The 19,911-nt window shown below is 64.6% G+C and carries 24 protein-coding genes; 9 read left to right on the top strand and 15 right to left on the bottom strand.

Translation table 11 applies throughout. The features are described 5' to 3' along the window. Positions 1–24: 24 nt before the first annotated feature. The 14 genes from QZH52_RS33440 to QZH52_RS33375 form a co-directional block, all read right to left on the bottom strand. Complete coding sequence (locus QZH52_RS33440) at positions 25–591, bottom strand: hypothetical protein (protein ID WP_301815466.1); 567 nt, start codon at positions 589–591, stop codon at positions 25–27. A gap of 50 nt (positions 592–641) precedes the next feature. After that, on the bottom strand, positions 642–2,147 hold the full coding sequence (fliF, locus tag QZH52_RS33435) for a flagellar basal-body MS-ring/collar protein FliF (RefSeq protein WP_301815464.1): 1,506 nt from the start codon (positions 2,145–2,147) through the stop codon (positions 642–644). Next, positions 2,144–2,458 carry a flagellar hook-basal body complex protein FliE gene (gene fliE, locus QZH52_RS33430; protein WP_301815462.1) on the bottom strand — a complete coding sequence of 105 codons (315 nt, stop codon included), beginning with the start codon at positions 2,456–2,458 and terminating at the stop codon, positions 2,144–2,146. Before fliE ends, fliF begins: the two co-directional genes overlap by 4 nt. A gap of 32 nt (positions 2,459–2,490) precedes the next feature. Next, the gene (gene flgC, locus QZH52_RS33425; protein WP_301815461.1) at positions 2,491–2,958 is read right to left on the bottom strand and encodes a flagellar basal body rod protein FlgC; all 468 of its coding nucleotides are present in this window, start codon (positions 2,956–2,958) and stop codon (positions 2,491–2,493) included. A gap of 2 nt (positions 2,959–2,960) precedes the next feature. Then, the gene (locus QZH52_RS33420) at positions 2,961–3,344 is read right to left on the bottom strand and encodes a flagellar basal body rod protein FlgB (RefSeq protein WP_301815460.1); all 384 of its coding nucleotides are present in this window, start codon (positions 3,342–3,344) and stop codon (positions 2,961–2,963) included. 56 nt (positions 3,345–3,400) lie between these two features. Next, positions 3,401–4,552, bottom strand: a complete 1,152-nt coding sequence (locus QZH52_RS33415; RefSeq protein WP_301815459.1) for a flagellar basal body P-ring protein FlgI — start codon at positions 4,550–4,552, stop codon at positions 3,401–3,403. Positions 4,553–4,560: 8 nt separating this feature from the next. Then, a complete protein-coding gene (locus QZH52_RS33410) occupies positions 4,561–5,190 on the bottom strand; it encodes a flagellar basal body L-ring protein FlgH (protein ID WP_301815457.1) in 630 nt (209 codons plus the stop codon). Next, positions 5,187–6,146 (bottom strand): flagellar basal body P-ring formation chaperone FlgA, encoded by a 960-nt coding sequence (gene flgA, locus QZH52_RS33405; protein WP_301815456.1) that lies wholly within the window; start codon positions 6,144–6,146, stop codon positions 5,187–5,189. Before flgA ends, QZH52_RS33410 begins: the two co-directional genes overlap by 4 nt. Positions 6,147–6,216: 70 nt before the next feature. Then, the gene (flgG, locus tag QZH52_RS33400) at positions 6,217–7,005 is read right to left on the bottom strand and encodes a flagellar basal-body rod protein FlgG (RefSeq protein ID WP_301815455.1); all 789 of its coding nucleotides are present in this window, start codon (positions 7,003–7,005) and stop codon (positions 6,217–6,219) included. 73 nt (positions 7,006–7,078) lie between these two features. Then, the gene (locus QZH52_RS33395) at positions 7,079–7,876 is read right to left on the bottom strand and encodes a flagellar hook-basal body protein (protein WP_301815453.1); all 798 of its coding nucleotides are present in this window, start codon (positions 7,874–7,876) and stop codon (positions 7,079–7,081) included. A gap of 19 nt (positions 7,877–7,895) precedes the next feature. After that, the gene (flhA, locus tag QZH52_RS33390) at positions 7,896–10,001 is read right to left on the bottom strand and encodes a flagellar biosynthesis protein FlhA (RefSeq protein ID WP_301815451.1); all 2,106 of its coding nucleotides are present in this window, start codon (positions 9,999–10,001) and stop codon (positions 7,896–7,898) included. Beyond that, positions 9,998–11,098: an EscU/YscU/HrcU family type III secretion system export apparatus switch protein gene (locus tag QZH52_RS33385; protein ID WP_301815450.1), complete on the bottom strand. Its 1,101-nt coding sequence runs from the start codon at positions 11,096–11,098 to the stop codon at positions 9,998–10,000. Before QZH52_RS33385 ends, flhA begins: the two co-directional genes overlap by 4 nt. Next, positions 11,098–11,916 carry a flagellar biosynthetic protein FliR gene (locus tag QZH52_RS33380; RefSeq protein ID WP_301815449.1) on the bottom strand — a complete coding sequence of 273 codons (819 nt, stop codon included), beginning with the start codon at positions 11,914–11,916 and terminating at the stop codon, positions 11,098–11,100. The genes QZH52_RS33385 and QZH52_RS33380 overlap by 1 nt, the downstream gene beginning before the upstream one ends. Before the next feature lie 12 nt (positions 11,917–11,928). Next, on the bottom strand, positions 11,929–12,195 hold the full coding sequence (locus tag QZH52_RS33375) for a flagellar biosynthetic protein FliQ (protein WP_301815448.1): 267 nt from the start codon (positions 12,193–12,195) through the stop codon (positions 11,929–11,931). A 391-nt stretch (positions 12,196–12,586) separates the two neighbouring features. Here QZH52_RS33375 and QZH52_RS33370 point away from each other — a divergent pair, with 391 nt between their 5' ends. From QZH52_RS33370 to QZH52_RS33335, 8 genes are all read left to right on the top strand, one after another. Continuing rightward, a complete protein-coding gene (locus QZH52_RS33370; protein WP_301815446.1) occupies positions 12,587–12,793 on the top strand; it encodes a type II toxin-antitoxin system VapB family antitoxin in 207 nt (68 codons plus the stop codon). Beyond that, the gene (locus tag QZH52_RS33365; RefSeq protein ID WP_301815445.1) at positions 12,790–13,164 is read left to right on the top strand and encodes a type II toxin-antitoxin system VapC family toxin; all 375 of its coding nucleotides are present in this window, start codon (positions 12,790–12,792) and stop codon (positions 13,162–13,164) included. Before QZH52_RS33370 ends, QZH52_RS33365 begins: the two co-directional genes overlap by 4 nt. Before the next feature lie 10 nt (positions 13,165–13,174). Beyond that, positions 13,175–13,414 carry a hypothetical protein gene (locus tag QZH52_RS33360; RefSeq protein WP_301815444.1) on the top strand — a complete coding sequence of 80 codons (240 nt, stop codon included), beginning with the start codon at positions 13,175–13,177 and terminating at the stop codon, positions 13,412–13,414. A gap of 23 nt (positions 13,415–13,437) precedes the next feature. Continuing rightward, positions 13,438–14,577, top strand: a complete 1,140-nt coding sequence (locus QZH52_RS33355; protein ID WP_301815443.1) for a site-specific integrase — start codon at positions 13,438–13,440, stop codon at positions 14,575–14,577. 211 nt (positions 14,578–14,788) lie between these two features. Further along, positions 14,789–15,403, top strand: a complete 615-nt coding sequence (locus QZH52_RS33350) for a peptide arginase family protein (protein ID WP_301815440.1) — start codon at positions 14,789–14,791, stop codon at positions 15,401–15,403. A gap of 152 nt (positions 15,404–15,555) precedes the next feature. Beyond that, positions 15,556–16,221 (top strand): hypothetical protein, encoded by a 666-nt coding sequence (locus QZH52_RS33345; protein WP_301815438.1) that lies wholly within the window; start codon positions 15,556–15,558, stop codon positions 16,219–16,221. A gap of 316 nt (positions 16,222–16,537) precedes the next feature. Next, the gene (locus QZH52_RS33340) at positions 16,538–16,999 is read left to right on the top strand and encodes a hypothetical protein (protein ID WP_301815437.1); all 462 of its coding nucleotides are present in this window, start codon (positions 16,538–16,540) and stop codon (positions 16,997–16,999) included. 507 nt (positions 17,000–17,506) lie between these two features. Further along, positions 17,507–17,653, top strand: a complete 147-nt coding sequence (locus QZH52_RS33335; RefSeq protein ID WP_301815436.1) for a hypothetical protein — start codon at positions 17,507–17,509, stop codon at positions 17,651–17,653. Positions 17,654–17,691: 38 nt separating this feature from the next. Here the strand turns inward: QZH52_RS33335 and QZH52_RS33330 are convergent, their stop codons facing one another. After that, positions 17,692–18,006 carry a hypothetical protein gene (locus tag QZH52_RS33330; RefSeq protein WP_301815435.1) on the bottom strand — a complete coding sequence of 105 codons (315 nt, stop codon included), beginning with the start codon at positions 18,004–18,006 and terminating at the stop codon, positions 17,692–17,694. A gap of 265 nt (positions 18,007–18,271) precedes the next feature. Here QZH52_RS33330 and QZH52_RS33325 point away from each other — a divergent pair, with 265 nt between their 5' ends. Beyond that, complete coding sequence (locus QZH52_RS33325; RefSeq protein ID WP_301815434.1) at positions 18,272–19,825, top strand: methyl-accepting chemotaxis protein; 1,554 nt, start codon at positions 18,272–18,274, stop codon at positions 19,823–19,825. Positions 19,826–19,911: the final 86 nt, after the last annotated feature.

Raw genomic sequence — 19,911 nt, 5'->3', positions numbered from 1 at the left:
GCACCTGCGACGATCCCCGCTCAGTCAAGACGTAGCACCTCGCAGCTTCCCGGCCGGAGGCCAGATCCGGTTCAACGCTGAACGCAGCAACGGCCGGCGGTGCGCCGATGTCGCGACCGGTGCATGCTTCCTGAGCTGGGCGACGACGACATCGATCAGCGCCGCGCGCTGTGCAGGCGGCACCGGACCTGAGGGTGCTGCGACGAGCGCGGCCTCCACTTGCCGGCGCTGCGCTGCGTCAAGCGCCTGAAGGATATCGTCGCGCCAGGGCCAGTCGTCGACTCGCAGCCATGCTGCGACCAGGTCAGCGGACTCGGCTTGCATCAAGCGAACAATCACCCGCCTGCCCGGTTCGTCCAGTGCGTGCAGCATGTCCTCGGCGGACTGGGGTGCGTGCGCCAATACCGGATCGTCCCTGCTCAGCGACGGCTCGTGACGGCCCTCTGGGGCGATCGCCTCCGCGATCATCGTCGGATCGCTCACGATGCCGAGCGATTCGAGTTCATCTAGGAGCTTGCGCAACGCGTCCCGCTGCACCGTTGGCAGCTCTTCGAGCGTCCACGCGCGGTCAGCCGGCGACATCGCGTGCAACAGGAGTGCCGCACGGCGCGCGCCGCCGGACTCTTCGGTCCCAGCCCCCGTCACACGGGCCTCCTGGCATCCGTCATGGTGCCCAGCGCTGCCCCGGCCCGTGGGGGTACACGACGTCGAGACACGTCGTCAGCCCCCATCCAGTCCTGCACTCGACGCAGCGCCACGGCGCGCTCGGCCTCGGACAGGCTGGTCGCTGTGTATCGCGACGCTCGCATCGGGGACCTTCGGAGGGCGGCGCGGGCGACAAGTGCCAGTAGCAGCATCGCCATGACACACCCGATCACCCACTGGGTCAGCGATAAGTCACCGCTGCGTCGCAACGCACTTGGCCGTTCCGCACCACCCGTGGAACTTGCATCCGCCTGGGCTGGGCCCACGTCACCAGCGGTCGAAGCATCAAACCCAGGCACCGCCGCTCCTGCCAGGGATTGAATCACCACGGTGTCGCCGCGCTCGGGCGAAGCACCGACCGCCGCGGCGATGACCTTGCGCAGCCGCTCTTCCTGCGCGGCATCGAGTGCCTGGCGCACCACGGCGACCACCTGGATTCGACGGATCGACCCGGGCTGGCTCACCACTTGTTCGATCCGACGACCAACCGCGTACTCCAGGTCCCGTTGCGAACTCCCGCTCGCGTCGGTCGCTCTGCGGTCCGCCGAGGCCCCCGGATCGCGCAGCGTCTCACGCTCGCGCACCACGACGCCGGCCGCCTGCAGACCCGCGCGGGAGGGGGCGGGCAGGACGTCCTCGGTGGTCGTACGGATCTGATCCATGTTGAGCGTCACGTCGACGCTGGCCAGCGCCTGCCCTGCCCCGAAGGTTCGGTCGAGGACTGTCGCCGCCTTGCGCGCGAGATAGCCTTCGGTGTCGCGCTTGAGATCAAGACGCGCAGATTGGAGACCGGCCTCACCGTCGTCAGCGTCAGAACGTGTCAGCGCCACGCCGTGGCTGTCGACGATGGTCACGCCCTGAATGGTCATGCCGGGCACGGCCGCGGCCACAAGGCGCTGGATGCCCGTGACCTGCTCCCCCCGCAGCGCCTGCCCCTGCCGCAGCGTCACGGTGATCGAGGCCTTGGCCTTGGATGTCGCCTGCTTGAAGAGGCCCTGCTCCGGCAAGGCGAGGAGCACGCGCACCTCCTTCACTTCGGTAAGCGATTGGATCGTGCGAGTCAGTTCCCCCTGAAGGGCACGCTGGTAGTTGATCTTCTGCGCGAACTCGGTCATTCCGAAGTCCGTGTTGTTGAAGAGTTCCAGGCCCACGGCGCCGTGTAGCGGCAAGTCCTTGCCCATCAGCTTGATGCGCGTCGCGTGCACCGTGGCCTTGTCAACCAGGATGGACGTCCCGCTGTCACCGAGGTGGTACGGGATCTTGAGGCGCTCCAGCTCGGTGGTCATCGCCTGTGCGTCCTGCGGCTTCAGTTCGGTGAAAAGCGCCTGGTACTCGGTGTGCAACAGCCACCAGCCCGACACGGCTGTCGCCAGCACGATCGCAATTGCGCCACCGACCAGCCCGATCCGGCCACGCTGCGTCATTCCTTGCCAGAAACTCATATCGGCATCTTCATGATGTCCTGGTAGGCCTCCAGCAGGCGGCTTCGGACTTGCATCATCAGCTGAAACGACAGGCGGCTTTCCTCCAGATTGATCATGATCTGATGCAGGTTCTGCGCATCACCCACCGCCAGTTTCTGCAGGTCGCCCTGGCCGCCGATCAGCTGGCTGTTCACCCGGGCCACGCCATCGGTCACGAGCTGGCCGAATGAACCCGGGACCGCGTCGCTGCCCATCGCCGGCGCGGGCAGGCTCGGGCTTGTGGCGGTCGGGCCTACAAGGTCATCCATCTGGGGCAGGATTGCGGACATCGAGGACAAGGCCTCCACAGGAAGGAACCCGGTCACGCGGTGCCCCCGATGTCCAGCGCCCGCAGGGCGAGCGTCCGCGAGGTGTTCATGGCTGCGACGTTCGCCTCGTAGGCACGGGTCGCACTCATCAGACTGACCATTTCGGTCGCCGCGTCGACCGCGGCGTAGCTGACGTAGCCGCGCTCGTCGGCCGAGGGATGCCCCGGCTCGTACACGAGACGAGGCGCCGCGCCCGTGGGGACAATCTGGACCACTTGTCGAGTCGACGCGGCAACGTCAGAGCCCTCACGCATCATGGCGGCGAAGGTCCCCGACGTTCCTGCCGCGAGTCGGGCGGTCACGGCGCGTGCGTCCACCACTACGCGCAGCGGCTGATAGGTCGCGCCGCCCACCCCTTGCACGGTATTGGCGTTGGCCAGGTTGAGCGATGCAACTTCCACGCGCGCCCGCTCGATGTTCATTCCGAGGGCGCTGATCGCGAAGGATTGGGCGTAGTCCATGTCTATTTCCTGCCGTCGCTGGCAGCCATTGAGAGAATCGAGAAGTGGCGCGACAGCCCCTTGAGGAGCGCCTGGTACTGCACGGCGTTGCGCGCCATCTCGGCGGCTTCCACGTCCAACTGGACGGGACTGCCCGAACCAGCACCACCGGCGACCGTTTCGACCCGGGGGCTCACCTGGCTGAGCGCGAAGGGATCCACGAATCCCGTCGTCCCGAGGCTGCGGCGCGCATCGGCGAGCTGGGACTCGAAGCTCACCTGCACGGGCGCATAGCCGATGGTGTTGACATTTGCGATGTTGGTCGCAATCGCCTGCTGCCGCAGGCTGGCAGCGTCGAGCGCGAGGGCAAGCGCCGACCGGGTAACGGCTTCAATTCCATCTGTCATGTGTGTCGGTCTTCAGTGGAGTGGTGAGAGGTGGCTACGGATGGGGATTGACTGGCTCACTGCACGACGAGCTCGCCGTGCAACGCCCCTGCGGCCTTGACGGCGCGCAGGATCGAGATGACGTCTCGGGTGCTGGTCTTCAGGCGTGAGAGCGACTGCACAAGGTCGGACACCGTGCGAGAGCCTGTGACAAAACCGGTGCCGGCCTGTTCTTCCACGTCGATACGGGTGTTGGTCACGATCTCCGTGCGGATGCCGGGCCCTCCGCCCCAGACCCCGTAGGGCTGGGAGGCGGTGTTCTCGGTGGAGATGGCGATCTTGATGCCCCCGTGCGAGATTGCGACATTGGAGATCCGGACGTCGCCGCCCGAGACCACCGTGCCGGTGCGCTCGTTGATGACCACCCGCGCCCGGCGATCGGGCTCGACCATTACATTCTCGATTCGGGTGAGAAGCCCCACCAAGTCGTCGCGCTGCGCCGGTGGAACGGCGATCTGGATGCCGGACGCATCCTTGGCCTTCGCCAGCGGCGCCCCGAGCTGTCGGTTGATCGCCGCCGCGACGCGATTGGCCGTCGTGTAGTCTGGCTCGGCGAGGACGAAGGTCACGCTCTCCTGAGCATCGACCATCTGTGCGCTCACGCCGACTTCCACCGTCGCGCCGTTCGGAATCGACCCCGTCGTTGGATGATTCTTTTGGACCACGTTGCCGTTGGCGTCGTAGCGATAGCCGCCCACCGACAGAGGCCCCTGCGCCAACGCGTAGACGCGGCCGTTGGCGGCCTTCAACGACGTCAGCAACAGGGTGCCGCCGACCAGGCTGCGTGCGTCGCCGGCCGAACTCACGGTCAAGTCCAGCGTATCGCCTTCACGCGCGAAAGTGGGAAGGGATGCGCTCACCATCACGACGGCCACGTTCCGGCTCTGGACCTGCTCAGGTGCAACCGTCAGGTTGAACTGCGACAGCACGTTGGCCAGCGACTGGCGCGTGGTCCGATTGACCGGCGAGTCGCCGGTACCGGCCAGGCCGGTGACGATCCCGGTGCCGTACAAGGCGTTCTCACGCCATCCCTTCACCTTGCCGAGGTCCTTGACGCGCATGGCGTCGGCCGATGAAACCGGCAGCGCGATGCACAGCAAGAGGGCGACTATGAGTGCATGGGTCGCCAGGCGCGGCGCCCGCGCTGCACGAGAGAGTTTGAGGATCATCGCGCCGCTCACAGTCCGAGCCAATCGAGGATCCGACGCCAGGCGCCGCGCCGAGCCCGATCGGAGACATCCCCTTCGCCGAGGTAGGTGATGCGCGCGTCCGCCAGGCGGGTCGACAGCACCACGTTGCCGCTCGAAATGTCCTGGGGACGCACCCGCCCTTCCAGATTGACCTTCTGCAGTTCCTCGTTGACCGTCAGGTATTGTTCGCCGGCCACACGCAGTTCGCGATTGGGTAGCACTTCCATCACGGTCACGGTGAGCGTGGCCAGCAGCTTGTTGGTGCGCTGCGTTCGCCCCCCTCCGTCGAACTCACCGGTGATGCCGATGCCGTACTGCCCGACCAGCTTCCCTCCGTTGTGGGTGACAGAGCCGGACAAGTCGTTGGAGCGACGGGTCCCGGTGTCGGCGCTGCTGGTGGCCGACGAATTCTCGAACACCTGGACGGTGAGCGAATCGCCGACACGGAAGGCCTTGGTGTCGGCGGTCAACGGCTGGAAACTGCCCTCCAGGTAGAGGCTTTCGGCTGCGGCAGGCAGTGCCACGAACAACATCGCAAACATCGCCATGGACGTCAGCGAAACCCGCACGCGCCGCCGCCAAGCGTTCAGGCCAGGAAATGGAGTCTGGCGCGTCACGGCTGGACCTCGACCTGCCCGCGGCCAGTCACCCGCGCGAGCACTTCGCCGCTCGAGCCGGGCACCTTGACACGAACCACGTCGCCGGGCCGGCCATCTTGGAGCACCTCTACGCGACTCTCGATGGACACATCGCCGCTGCGCGCCAGCAGAGCCGCCCAGTGGCCGCGCGCGACCGCCGGCGCCGTCTCCAAATGTTCCTGAGTGAGCACCTCCCCGGCCCGCAGGGTCCGGCGCAGGCGCTGAGGGGCAGTCGCCTCCTTGGCCGGGTCCTGGACTTCGGCGCTGATCGGTCGGCCGTGGCGAACCGTTGTGAGATCAACTTCGCGCTGCTGCACCGAACCGTTCGACACGACGGCGGCAACCGGCGTGCCTCGATCCACTTGGGTTGCGGCGACCGCCAAGGGGCCCCATGCCTCGACCTCGAAGCTGACTGCCGCGGAGCGCACGAAGCGATCGTCGACCCAGGCATCGACCCAGACCAGCATGCGCCGCGAGGGCATCCCCTCGCTGGCAAGCGGTCGCACACGCAGCGTCGTCGTCCCTACGGGGAGCACGAGGTCCCGGGCCGTCGAGACGGGATGAACCTCGGCGCGGACGCTGCGTTCCGACAGCCAGCGTTCCAGTGCCGATCGTGCAGCCTGCTCGACGACGTCGCCAGTCACCTGCTGCGCGGCACTGGCAACCTCGGCCTCGCTCGCCCCCGCCCATTGAATGTCGAGCCCACCGCTGCGAGCCGACACCCAGCGCTTGATCGTGTCACGATCGACCAGGACCGGCGAGCCGACCCGCGGTGCCGCCCCGATGGGCATCGCCATCAGCTGCCGAAGCAGGGGCAGGTCCCGGGTGGTGAGGTAGGCGATGTCGCCCAGGCGAACCTGGCCGGCGCCGACGCTGACCTTGGGACGCAGCTCGATCGAGGCCGCCACATCGGGCGCGAGCGCAGCCGAGGCCAAGGCACTACCGGCCGTTGCGCCCGCGCAAAGCGTGAAGACGGCGGCGCGCAGACCCGGTGTGGACGGTTTCCTACCTGCGCAGGCCATTGACCATTCCCAACATCTCGTCCGAGGCTTGCATGACCTTGACGTTGGCTTCATACACGCGCTGAGCCACCATCAAACCGATCATCTCTTCGTTCAGCTTGACGTTCGATCCTTCGAGAAATCCCTGCGCGAGGCTTCCCATGCCGTCCGCCGCGGGTTTCGCAGAGATGGCTTCACCGGATTCCGAGCTCGACCGGTAGAGTCCGTTGCCCTGCGCCAGCAGGCCGGAGGGGTTGGTGAAGCGCACCAAATCGAACTGTCCGAGCTCGACCGCCTTGGCCTCCCCCGCGACCTGGACGGACACCTGCCCGTCGGCATCGATCACCAGGCTTTGGGCGTTGTCAGGGATCGCGAGATTGGGCTTGAGCGGATAGCCGCTGGCGGTCGCCAACAAGCCGTCGCGGTTGATCTTGAAGGTTCCCCCGCGCGTGAAGGCGCTCGACCCGTCAGGCATCGTCACCTCGAGGAAGCCCTGGCCCTGGATCGCGATGTCATAGGCCGACTCGGTCTTCTTGAGTTCACCCATGTCGAACAGCTTCGACACGCCGGAGACGCCGACGCCGGCGCCCAGTCGCTTCTCGGCACCGAGAACGCCCGCGCTCTCCTGGGTCGGCAGCTGGCGTGCAGCTTCACGCACCATCAGGTCGCTGAAGCCGACTTTGCTCTTCTTGAACCCGGACGTGTTGACGTTGGCCAGGTTGTTGGCAATCGTGTCCACGTTGAGCTGCTGGGCCTGCATGCCTGTGGCACTGATATAGAGGGCATCAAACATGGGTCGTCGTCCTTGAGGGGTGGTGTGCTGTGGCTGTGGGTGCTGCGGGCGCTACGCTTGCGAGCAAGGTCATCTACGTTTGCTCCCCGAGCTTGCGCACGGCGGAGCCGATCATTTCGTCGTAGCCGAGGGTCACCTTCTGCATCGACTCGAAATGCCGCATCGCCACAATGAGCTGCGCCATCTCCTGCATCGAGTTCACGTTGGAGTTCTCGAGAAAGCCCTGACGCACCTCGGCTTCACCGTCCGGCACCTGGGCCGGCGGCAGCGACGTTCGCAGCAGGCCGTCACCCAGGCGCTGCAGATCCTTCGTGTCGTCGAAGGCCACAACCTTGAGCTGAGCGACGGGCACCGGATCGGGCCGTCCATCGACCGTCGGCTCGAACACCTGGCCCGTGGCGTCGATGCGCGGATTCGGATGGGTCAAGACGATCTCTCCGCCCTGCCCCATCACCGGCTGCCCCTGCGCCGTGACCAGGCGGCCCCGCGCGTCCAACTGGAAGTTGCCCTGGCGCGTATAAGCCAGCCCGGCCTCTGTGCTGACTTCGAAGAACCCGGTGCCGGACAACGCGATGTCCAGGCTCTGGCCCGTGGACTTGAGGGTCCCCGGGCGCGCATCGGTCTGGATCATGAGCAGGCCCGCAGCATTGGACGCGTCCGAAGCGCTGGCAGGCCCGGCCTGAAGGCCCATCTGTGCACCCTCGATCGAGCTCATTGCCGCCGCGAAACCGCCGACGGCCGAAGGCAGTGCTGTCGCGACCTCGCGCTTGTAGCCCGGCGTCACGGCGTTGGCCATGTTCATGCTGATGCGCTCGAGGCGTGCCATGTCTTGCTGCATGCTGCGCAGGCCGATGGCGAGGACGTCCGTCATGGATAGGTTCTCTCTGGTTTCAAAGTTGGACCACGCCGAAGGACTTCAGCTCGACGGTGTGCGGCACTTCGGTCATGGACAGCACGCGCAGGTGCGGCATCACGCGTTCAGACAAAGCGCGCACGTGGCGACGCAGTTCGGGCGCGCACAGCAACACCGGCAGCAGGTTGCTCTTCATCATGCGTTCGGCCTGCTGCACGAGCCGTTTCATCAGTTGCTCGGACAGCTGGGGATCGAGCACGAACCCTTGTGCGCCGCCTGCCTCGGTCGCGCCCATGGCAGTCTTGACGCTTTGCAAGAACTCGCTTTCCACCGCCGGATCGAGGGTCAGCACCTGCAGCGAGGACGTGTCGCCCAACAGGCCCTGGCAAATCGCATGGCCCAGTCGCTGGCGAACGAACTCCGTGAGTTGGCTCGCGTCGCGGGTCGCTCGGCCGGCGTCCGCCAGGCTCTCGAGGATTGCCTCGATGTGGCGGATCGACACCTTTTCGCGCAGGAGGTTCTGCAGCACCTTCTGGACGTCGCTCGAGGCGAGCACCGTCGGGATCAACTCTTCGACCAGGCCCGGCTGCGACTGCCTCACGCGGGCCAGCAGTCGATCGACTTCGGCGCGTGTGAGCAGGGTCGCGGACTCACGCCGTAGCATTTCAGTCAGGTGCGTCATGAAGACCGTGGGCGCATCGACCAGCGTGAAACCCGCCTGCCCGGCCGCTTCGCGCTGGCTTTCCTCGATCCATAGCGCTGGCAAGCCATAGGTCGGGTCGCGTGTCGGGTCGCCAGGGATCGAGCGGATGTCTCCCCCCGGATGGATGGCCAGCACCTTGTCTGCGCGCGCCTCTCCCTTGCCAACCATCACGCCGTCGATATGGATCTCGTAGCGATCCGCGGACAGCCGCGTCGCGTCCTTGAATCGCACGCGTGGCAGCACCAGACCGAGTTCCTGGGCATGCTTCGTCCTGAAGGCCGAGATCCGTTCCATGAAGGCGCTCCCCGGCTGGTTCACCAATGGCAACCACCGGCTGCCGAGATGGACCTCGATGGGCTCGACCTGAAGCAGCGCATAGGGATCATCAGCTGCCGGCGCAGGCTGGCCGTCGGCGCCGGCAGCCGTGGTATCGCCCATCAGGGTCGCCGCGGGATCGGATGCCGTGCCGCCTGCGGCCTTGCCTTTCGAGGCCCGATAGAGCAAGGTTGCAGCCATCAGCAGGAAGGCCGTCAGCGCGAGTGTCGGCACCGCAGGGATTCCGGGCAGCAGCAGCAAGCCGCCGAGCGCGACGGCGACCAGCAGCAGCGTCTTCGGAAAGGAGCCGATCTGCCTCAGCGCTTCCCGGCTCAGGTTGGTATCGGACGACGAGCGGGTCACGATGATGCCGGTGCCCACCGCGATGACGAGCGCGGGCACCTGCGTCACGATGCCGTCGCCGATAGTCAGGAGTGTGTAGGTCTGCAGCGCCTGCGCCCACGGCATGCCGTGCTGCATCACGCCGATGATGAGGCCGCCGACGATGTTGATGAGCAGGATGATGATGCCCGCGATCGCATCACCCTTGACGAACTTGCTTGCGCCGTCCATTGCACCGTAGAAGCCAGCCTCCTTCTCGAGGTTCTTGCGCCGGCGCTGCGCTTCGGCCTGGTCGATGAAGCCCATGTTGAGGTCGGCGTCGATGCTCATCTGCTGGCCCGGCATGCTGTCGAGCGTGAAGCGTGCCGCCACCTCCGAAACCCGTTGAGCACCGCTGGTCACCACGACGTACTGCACCACGATCAGAATCAGGAAGACGATCAACCCGATGACGTAGTTGCCTCCCACGACGAAGGCGCCGATTGCGCCGATCACACGGCCCGCGTCCCCATCCGACAAGATCAGACGCGTGGCGGCCACGTTCAGCGACAGGCGAAAAAGCGTCGCGATCAGCAGCAGCGATGGGAACGTGGAGAACTCCACCGGCCGCGCCATATAGAAGGTCAGCAGCAACACCAGGAAGGCGAAGCTGAAGTTGCTCAGGATCAGGAAATCGAGCAGGCCGCTGGGGATGGGCGCGAAGAGGACGACCAGTACGCCAAGAACAAACAGGACCAGCGCGACATCCATGTGCTTTCCCAGGGTGCGGGTCAAGGCGTTCATGGGCGCCCCACTGCCGCCGGCGCTGCGCTGGCGTACTGTTGCCGCTCGCGCATCGCGAACACCCACACGATGATGCGCGCCACCTGCGCGTAGAGCTCCGGCGGCACTGGATGGTCGACCGGAAGCTCTCGGAAGATTCTTCGGGCCAACGGCGGGTTCTGCACAACGGGAATCCGGTGGCGCGCTGCGACCTCGCGCATGGCCGCCGCTAGTTTTCCGGAGCCTTTGGCCAGCAACTGGGGCGACACCATGCGGCCGTGCTCGTACTTGAGCGCCACCGCAAGATGGGTCGGGTTGGTAATCAACACATCCGCGTTGCGGGTCTGGCGCAGCGCCTGGCTGCGTTTCATCATCTCCCGGCGCAGCTCGCGCATGCGGGCTCGGATTCTCGGGTCGCCCTCCCGCTGCTTGTGCTCGTCCTTGAGCTCGCGCTGGCTCATGCGCATCTGCTTGGCGAATGCGCGCCGGGTGTACATCAGGTCGATCAAGGCGATCAGCCCGAGGACCAGTGCCATCTTGAGGCCGAGGCCGCCGAGGTCGTCCAGCAGCATACGTAGGGAACCCATGGGAGACAGCGACGCAAGCGCATAGAACTGGCCTGTCATCGCCTTGAGCCCAAGGAAGGCGACCAGGCCGAGCAAGCCGAGCTTGACCAGCGCGCGGGCGGCGTCAAACAGGACGCGCATGGAGAACAGCTTCTTCAGCCCGTTCACCGGGTTGATCCGGTTGAAGTCGGCCTTGACAGGATCGAACGAGAGGATCGGACCCGTCTGCATCATGTTGCCAACGACCGCGGCCACCATAACAGCGCCGAAGAACGGTGCTATGAGCCCGAGGGTCATGCGCAACGCTCTGTCAATCAGAGGCCACAAGGAAGCCTCGGCATCCATGCGCCCGGCCTGGATCAACAGCGCCAAGTCGAAACGAAATTGCTTCGTGACCGCCTCCATGTCTTGCCACGAAAGGTAGATCACTGCAACGGCGAACACGAGCGCCCCTACGACGTCGGTGCTCTTGGCGGTCTGGCCACGCTCGCGGGCGCGCTGGAGTTTGTATGGCGTGGCCGCCTGGTTTCGATCAAGGTCCTGCTCGGCCATCAGCGCCCCTGCTCCGCGGCGACAAAGATCGCGCTCCATGTGGTGGATATGCTGGAGTAAACCCTTGTCATCACGCCGCCGATGCCCGCAAACCAGAGCGAGAGCGCGATGAGTCCGACGACGATCTTGACCGGAATGCCCATGGTGAACATGTTCATCTGGGGCAGATTTCGACCGATGACGCTCAGGGCGAACTCGACCAGCAGGATGCAGAACACCACGGGCGCAGCCAGCGCAAAGCCAAGGCTGAACAAGCCGGCTGCCTGCTTCAGCAAGGGTGCGGCCGCGTGGGCCACCGACCAAGGTGCGCCAACCGGGAAGCGCTCGACGCTGTAGCTGATCCCCCGAAGCAATGCGTGATGCCCGTTGACGAGGAAGAACACCAAGACGCCCAGGTGCTCGAAGGCCGAGGTCAGGATGGGAACAGGTCTTCGGGTCACGGGGTCGATGAGCTGCGCCATTCCGAAGCCCAGTTGGACGTCGAGAATCTGACCGGCCACGGAGAACGCCCCGAATGCGAGCAGGATTCCGAGGCCCAGCGTCGCCCCCAATGCGACTTCACGGGTTGCGGCGAGGAAGAAAGGCCCCCACCCGTTCCAAACATCGGCCGGCAGAGCGAGTCCCGACGCCAGTGCAAGCGACAGGCTGACGATCAGCAGCATGCGCACCGATGTCGGCAGGGGCAGTCCATACAGCACTGGCGTCATCATGAAGACGGCGGCGACGCGCAACGCGAAAAGGCCGACGAACGCAAGCCATTCGACCACTCCGGGCAGGAGAACCTCGGGCGACAACGTCGCCAACGGAAAAGCATCCACGTACAGCTCGAACTAGAACATGCCTGGGATGCCGGTCCAGAGCTGCACCGTGTACTGAGTCAACTTGCGCAGCATCCAGGGGCCCGCGAGGATCAGCACCAAGGCGGCAGTGACGAGTTTGGGAACGAACGTGAGCGACATCTCCTGGACCTGGGTGACCACCTGGATCACGCTGATCACGACGCCCACCAGCATCGTCAGGCCGAGCAACGGGAGACTCAGAAGCAGGCCGGTCCAGAACAGGTCCGACATCATCTTCAACGCCAGGTCAGCATGCATGGCTGATCAGCAGCAAAAGGCAAATTCGCGAAGACGCCGATGGACATGGCGGGCAGCGCCCCGCTGATTCGATTCCGGATTCAAATGCTCTCCCTCGTAGCTTTATTTAAGTATCGTAACAATTGGTGTCAACCGCAAGCGCGATTAGCCCTCAATAGTGGCGTTGACAACCCGGCTCAGATGTGCTTGGGCTGGGACGTGCGCGAAACCTGCCACGACTCGCTCAAGGGACGGCGAGATGGCGCCATGCTTCTCATTTCCCTGGCGTCGGGGGCGCCCGAACGCGGAGGTCTGAGACGGTGCTCGAGACCCCGTGCTGACGCGACGCCGCTCGACGCGGAAGATGCGCAATCTGATGCAAAATGGAATCACAAGTGATTCAGGACTAGCCATGCGTACCACCGTTACCATCGAAGACTCCCTTTTCGAAAAGGCCCTTGAATTGGCCGATCCCGAAATGGACAAGGCGGAGATCTTTCGAGAAGCGATCCGCACGTTCGTGCGTGTTCAGGCGGGCAAGCGCCTCATTGCGCTCGGAGGGAAGGCCCCCGACATCAAGGACGTCCCGCGGCGTCGAGGCGAGTTGGTCTCGCCATGAGCGTGCTCGTCGACACCTCCGTTTGGATCGACCATTTCCGCAGCGGCAACGCCGCCCTCGCAAACCTGGTCGGCTTGGACCTCGCCTTGACCCATCCAATGGTGATCGTTGAACTGGCGTGTGGCACCCCGCCCTCTCCGCGAGAGCAAACACTTGGCAGCCTGAGCCTGCTGAGGACGTGCAATCAGGCCACGTTGGACGAAGTGCTCGAATTGATCGAGCGCGAAAAGCTGTACGGACTCGGGTGCGGCTTGGTCGACATGGTGCTGCTTGCGTCGACCCTCATCACCCCAGGCGCACGGCTATGGACCCTTGACCGGCGCCTGTTGGAACTGGCGCAGCGATTCGACGTCGCACATGGCCTCCACTGAAAGCCCACTCATGGCAAATGAATTGCTAGAGCCGCATCCCTCGCAGAATCCATCGCCGCTCGACCTGCTGGTGGCGCGGTACGCTGGCGGGACCATGACCTCGCGGGAGCTCTCGAGCGCGACAGGGCTCACCTTTGGGGAGATCCTGGTGGAACTGGGCAAGCGCAACTTGGCACTGCCGCGTGTGAGCGCGGAACGCACGCCCGCGCAGGATTCATTGCTGGAACGTGCGCTGCGAGGTGGCGAATGAGTTCCCACGACGAAGGAAACGAAATGGGCCAACTAACAGTGCGACCCGGCCACCCCGGCTCACCGCAACTCAATCTGACGCCGCTGAAGCGCAGCCACGCGCTCCTCGATCCGGCGCAGCTGTCCGACATGGCTGAGGAAGCCGCCCACGATCTGATGGCCGAGGGCGAGTCCAGCAACACACGGGTGTCGTACCGCACGGCGATGCGGTACTGGGCTGCCTGGTTCGGCGCGCGCTACGGCCGCCAGATGGATCTGCCCATGCCGGTCCCGGTGGTCGTCCAGTTCATCGTCGACCACGCCGAGCGCTCGACAAAGGCCGGGCTGGTGCACCAGCTGCCGCCCGAGATCGATGCCGCCCTGGTCGAGGCCGGCTTCAAGGGCAAGGCCGGCGCGCCGGCGCTGAACACGCTGATGCACCGGATCTCGGTCCTGTCGATGGCCCACCACTTGGCCAAGCAGCCCAACCCGTGCACCGATTCGGCGGTGAAGGCCCTCCTGAGCAAGACGCGCAAGGCCTACGCCAAGCGCAACGCCACGCCCCACAAGCAGCGGGCGCTGACCGAAGAGCCGTTCGAGGCGGTGCTAGAGACCTGCGACGACTCGCTCAAGGGGAAGCGTGACCGCGCCCTCCTCCTTTTCGCCTGGTCGTCTGGCGGCCGTCGGCGATCTGAGGTTTCGGAGGCGGTGTTCGAGAACCTGCGCGGCGCCGATGAAGGCGGCTACCACTACACGCTGGCCAACTCCAAGACGAACCACAACGGCAAGGTGAAGCCCGAGGATGTGAAGCCCGTGGTGGGCACCGCGGCCCAGGCGCTGGAAGCCTGGCTGGAGGCCAGCGGGATCACGACAGGCCCCCTCTTCCGCCGGATCAACAAGGCCGGGCGGCTGGGCGAAGGCGCGCTCACTGGCACGGCCATCCGGGACATCGTGAAGGCGCGATGTTCGCTCGCCGGCGTTGGCGAAGACTTCTCGGCCCACTCGCTGCGGTCGGGCTTCGTCACCGAGGCGGGTCGCCAGAACATGCCACTGCAGGAAACCATGGCCATGACCGGCCACCGCAGCATGGACGTCGTGACGGGCTACTTCCGCGCCGGCGCGGCGCAGGTGAGCGCGGTGGCGCGGATGATGGATTCGGGGAGCCGCCCGACCCCGGAAGAATAGACCAGAGCCGGGAGGCTTTCAGATAACTGGCAGCTAGGTTTTGATGAAACCAGGAGCTAGGTTTCTTTGCTCAGAAAGGGCAGCCCCCGCCACCTGCCCTGCCTTTTCCGCAACCCTGGACACTTGCCCAATGCCCTCTCATAACGTCGACTACCAAACCCTGCAGCGCGACGACGGGTACTTGATCGATTTGGGCCACGACGTATGGCTCATGGACAACCACAAATGGGCGCTCTGGGTCTGGGAGCGACAAGTTCAAATTGCGGGCATTGCGAAATTCACTCTCGTGCATGCCGATCATCACTGGGATGGCGGCTACGACGCCTACTACGATCAGGAGAAGTCGAGCGAGATCGTGGCCGCCGACCTGGAGCAGCTGCGAGCGATCATCGACGAGGAGGAATGGATTCGCTATGACTCCTTCATCGCTCCCGCCGTGCTGAGAGGCAGGTTCGATTGCCTGCACTTCTTCTGCAAACAGGATGATGACTTCGACGTGGCCATTGGTCACGATCTGCTCGATAGCGCTGGCGCCACGCAGGTACTCCACCCCTCCACGGACTCGCTCGCGGCAATCACGCCCGAGCATCCTCTCATCTTCGATCTCTGCCTCGATCTCTTCAACCGCGAGTCGAAGATGGAATACGGCAGCGACCTTTGGGCCGATGCCGAGATCAACGAATTCTTGCTGGCAATGCGACCGCTGATCGAATCGGCCAACCTGGTCACCATCTCGCTTTCCTTTGGATGCTCAGGTAGCGAACCCGACACGCGGCATCTGGCGCAGCTCGTGGTGCCGCAGATTGCTGCTTGGCGAGGGTCCTAGCGACCGGATCGGGTGAGCATCGAGAGCAGTGCCAGAGCGAGCACCGGGGAAGTGGCGGCCAAGATGGCGCCGGTGCCGCCCCGGGAGATTTCCAGGACGAAGAGAAGAGTGATGCTGTAGTTGACGAGGTGGTGCGCCCGTCGAGGGCGTTCTTGTTCTTGAAGATCGGATTATTTGAGCAGCTCCGATCGGAAGTGAATCCTCCACCAGATAAGCAGCCCCAGGGCGCGACGGTCCTGCCGATCCGGGGCAATACTCGTAGCTTGACTACGGCCTCCGAACCAGAACCTCGCCCCCGAATTCGTCCGATCGCGGTGGTGGGCGGCGAGCCCACTGCCCGGATGGCCCACCACGGATACACCCGCCCCGGCCACGGCTGGCAGACCGCCAGCTGCCCGGGCACCAAGTTCATGCCGCTGGACACCACTGACGACGGACCGCGCTACATGCTCGCCATGCGGATCGACCAGCGGCGGCGTACAGAGGCCGCGCTGGCTCAGTGCCCGGACCTGACCGAGCTTTCCGTTCTCGTGCGCGAGCGCGGCGTTGAGACTCTCAAGAAGATCACGCGCGATATGCCGGAGTGGAAGCGCGCCTACGACGCTCACGTTTGGGACATCGAGAGCGACCTCCGGGGCCTGAAGAGCGAGATCAACAGGCTCAGACGGATCGTTCTGGACTGGCGGCCTGAGACGGATGTGCAGCTCGACCCGAACCTCGCTGATGCGCACTTCAATGCGGGCAGGCTCCACGACGAGCTCGGGAACAGCCAGGGTGCGATCCGGCACTACAGTGCGTACCGGCGGTTGTCGAGGTAGGAGCGGTCGCGAGTAGACACGGCGCTCGATCCTTCGGCCGTGTCAGTCGAGAGACTAGCGGCCGCTTTCCGGCGGCGAGAGCGTCTGCTGTAGGTCAGCTTCCCCACTCCAGTCGTAGGTGCGTTCAGTGTCGCCTGCTTGGCGAGGTCTGCGGCTGGACTTTTATCACGTATTGGCGGCTATCCGCTTTGCAGGCAGATCACGTCTCTACCCGCAAGCGACCATCGTCTTTTGTCTATAGTGTTTCGCTTGTCGATAATCATTTTTGTACGTACTATTCTCTTATCTATCTACCGAACTCGACCAAAGTACGCACATGCCTTCAATGCAACTCGGGGACTTCACCTCGCGCTTCCTGACCTTCAACAAGCTCGACGGATTCACCCTTGTCTTTGAGCCCTCCCGAAAAGGTCGGTCACGCCGTGCCAAGCGAAGCTCTGCAGTGATCGATGCGCAAATCCCCGAATCCGGCAGCCCAGTCCCGAACACAAAGACCGTTGGAGATCTCATCTCCAGATTTCATAAGCTGACCCAGGAGACGGAGGCGTGGGTCCAGGGCCCGCGCTCCTATACGGCAAAGGTCTACGACCTGCGCGGAGAGCCCGTTTCGAACAACACTTCGCTTTCGGATCTGAGGTCTCGTGAAGATGCCCGCAAGGCCAAGGCGCTCGATAAGGCTCGAAGCATCTTGAACAAGGCGCTGTGGCAATGCGAAAAGGAGCTTGAACTTGACGAGATTGAGGAGGTGTTCAACCTTCTACTCAAGGAGCGCGCATGATGCGGCCCCTTCTGAGCGCGCCGTCGCGGGGGCGTGAACAGTACCTCTGGCCCGCTCGCTCCACACTGAGGTTCTCCTTCAACCGCGGCGCCGAGGAGTTTGTTGTCTCGGACCGGGAGTTCGACATCAGCGATTCCTTCTTGGAGGGCTATCCAACCGTCACCAGAACCGTGTACTTTGAACTTTCGACGATGTCTTCAAAATGGAAAGTGTGGGACGAGGAGACCGTCTCGGCAATCGAAGACCGAATTCGCTACCAGTTCGAATTCGAAGGCTTCCGGGTCAAGCCCGTGCGGCTCTCGGCTCTACAACGCACGCCTTCACCGTGCACGACGCCGTTCGCTTCGATGACGTCGAACCCGTCATCCCGTCGTTCAATCTCCGTCGCCCCTGCGCTTTTCGTTGACTTACCGGCGCTCGATTTGCGCGTCACTCCGAACCCTCCACCTGTGGGAATCCCGCGCCTGGCTTGCAGCCGCGCTGGCCGGGCCAGCCGGACGCAGCGCTATGGGCGCGTACCAGGATGTGGCCGCCAACGACAACGCCGCGATTCAAACGCTGTATTCGCTGCGACGCCGCCTGGAACTGCTGGTCAATTTGCCCTGGCGCGGGCTCGACAGGGCGGCGGTGCGGGATCTCGCGCACTTGGACTGAACGCCCCTTTCCGGCATCAGCGGCACGGCGCAAGCGCGCTACCGCAGCGCCTGCATCGCGCGCTCTGCCGCAGCTCGAAGGAACCCCATGGCGCTGGGGCTGCCCGGAACAATCAAGTGCTGTTCATCGGGCAATCGGCTTCGCGCCAGTTCTTCCTGCCCCTTTTCGGTGATGGCGAGGACTTGCGCTGCTCTCTCCGGGCCGCCGAGGGTGAAAGGGTCTCCCGGACCACGAACGCAGGCAATCACCAGTCCGGCGGTTCGAAGGATCCGCACCTTGTCGATTTCTTCAGGCAGCCTGAACGACATGGGCATACGAGACGAAGCAATGACGGCGAGAAGATTCATCGGCATGGGAGTCTCCAGGGGCGGGCCATGCAGGGAGTATTCATCCGGTGTGTGACACGCCAGGGAAAGACATCGTTGCCTCAAGCCGCAAGCCGTCGCTGACCTGAATAAGCAGTCCCGAGGAGCCGCACATTCGGCCGCACGTCGCTTAAGTTTCACGCGGTCGAGCCGATAACCCCATGGTGAAGGGAGTTGAGTGCGCGACGTCGGCGAAGGGCCGCAGGATGCGACCGCTTCCGGCCGCCGATCACCCTCCCGAACAGAATCCTCGATGAAACTCAGCACCAAACTCCCCCTGGCCTTCGCATGCGGCGTCGCGTTGCTTCTGACAGCAGCGCTCTTCGGCATGTTTTCCCTCCACCGTTCGCTCGACACGTACGAAACGACGGTGCAAGCGAGGGCCGCGGACGAACGCGCGGTCATGCAGATGCTTCTGACCTTCAAGGTCCAGGTGCAGGAATGGAAGAACACCCTGCTGCGCGGCAAGAACCCGGCGAAGCTGGCAGCGCACTGGGCGGCCTTCGAAGAGAAGGAAGGCGCGGTGACGAGCGCCGCCAAGGCCCTGCAGGCAGCACTGCCGTCGGGTGAGAGCCTCGAGTTGGTGCAGAAATTCGCCGTCGCCCACGTCGCCATGGGTTCGGCCTATCGGAAGGGGCTCGAGGCGTTCAAGGCCAGCGGCTTCGAGCCCGGCGCGGGCGATGCAGCCGTCGCCGGTGTCGATCGGGAACCGACCAAGCTGCTGGACGAAGTGGCGCACCGCATCCAGGCCGACAGTGCGGCAGTGGCCGCACGAGCGGCAGACGACGCGAGGCGGGCCACGTGGTTCAGCCTGTCGCTCATGCTCGGCGTGTGCGCGATCGGCGGCATGGCCAGCATCCTTTTCAGCCGCACGATCACTCGGCCCATCCGCGAGGCGGTGAGGGTTGCACAGTTGGTCGCCGGCGGCGACCTCACGAGCCAGATCGAAGTGAGGTCCAGAGACGAGACGGGCCAACTGATGCAGGCGCTCAAGGCCATGAACGACAGTCTCGGCACCGTCGTCGGCGAGGTGCGGCGGAGCACGAGCACCATCGCAGGCGCATCGACGCAGATCGCCGTCGGCAACCAGGACTTGTCCTCGCGCACCGAAGAGCAGGCCAGTTCACTGGAGCAAACCGCCGCGTCGATGGAAGAACTGACCACCACGGTCAAACAGAACGCCGAGAACGCGCGACAGGCCAACCAGCTTGCGGTGCAGGCCTCCGAGGTGGCAGTCATGGGAGGGGACGTCGTCAGCCAGGTGATCGATACCATGGCCTCGATCAACGCCTCGTCAAAGAAGGTCGTCGACATCATCGGCGTGATCGATGGCATCGCGTTTCAGACCAATATCCTGGCGCTCAACGCCGCGGTGGAAGCGGCACGCGCCGGCGAGCAGGGTCGTGGCTTCGCCGTCGTGGCATCGGAAGTGCGCGGCCTCGCACAGCGCTCAGCGGCAGCCGCCAAGGAGATCAAGGCGCTGATCGGCGATTCCGTCGACAAGGTCGATGCCGGCAGTTCCCTGGTGAACGAAGCCGGCCGCACCATGGAAAAGATCGTGGCCAGCGTGCGCCGCGTGACCGACATCATGGGCGAGATCAGTGCGGCCAGCCAGGAGCAGACCTCGGGCATCGAGCAGATCAACCAGGCTGTGACCCAGATGGATGAAGTGACCCAGCAGAACGCTGCCTTGGTCGAAGAGGCTTCGGCGGCGGCGCAGTCCCTTCAGATGCAAGCTGGCAGCCTGGTGCGCGCCGTGAGCATCTTCACCCTGGCGACGGCGCAAGAAATGCAAGCTCGATCCTGAGACGCCCCGAGTTTGCAGTTGCAAACTTGGGGCGCGATCTTCGAGGCGGGTGACTGGCCCTGCCGTGCGATCCGTCCGCCCTATCG

Source organism: Variovorax ginsengisoli, from assembly GCF_030486595.1.
Taxonomy (GTDB): Bacteria; Pseudomonadota; Gammaproteobacteria; order Burkholderiales; family Burkholderiaceae_C; genus Variovorax; species Variovorax ginsengisoli_B.
This window is presented reverse-complemented; position numbering and strand designations above follow the sequence as displayed.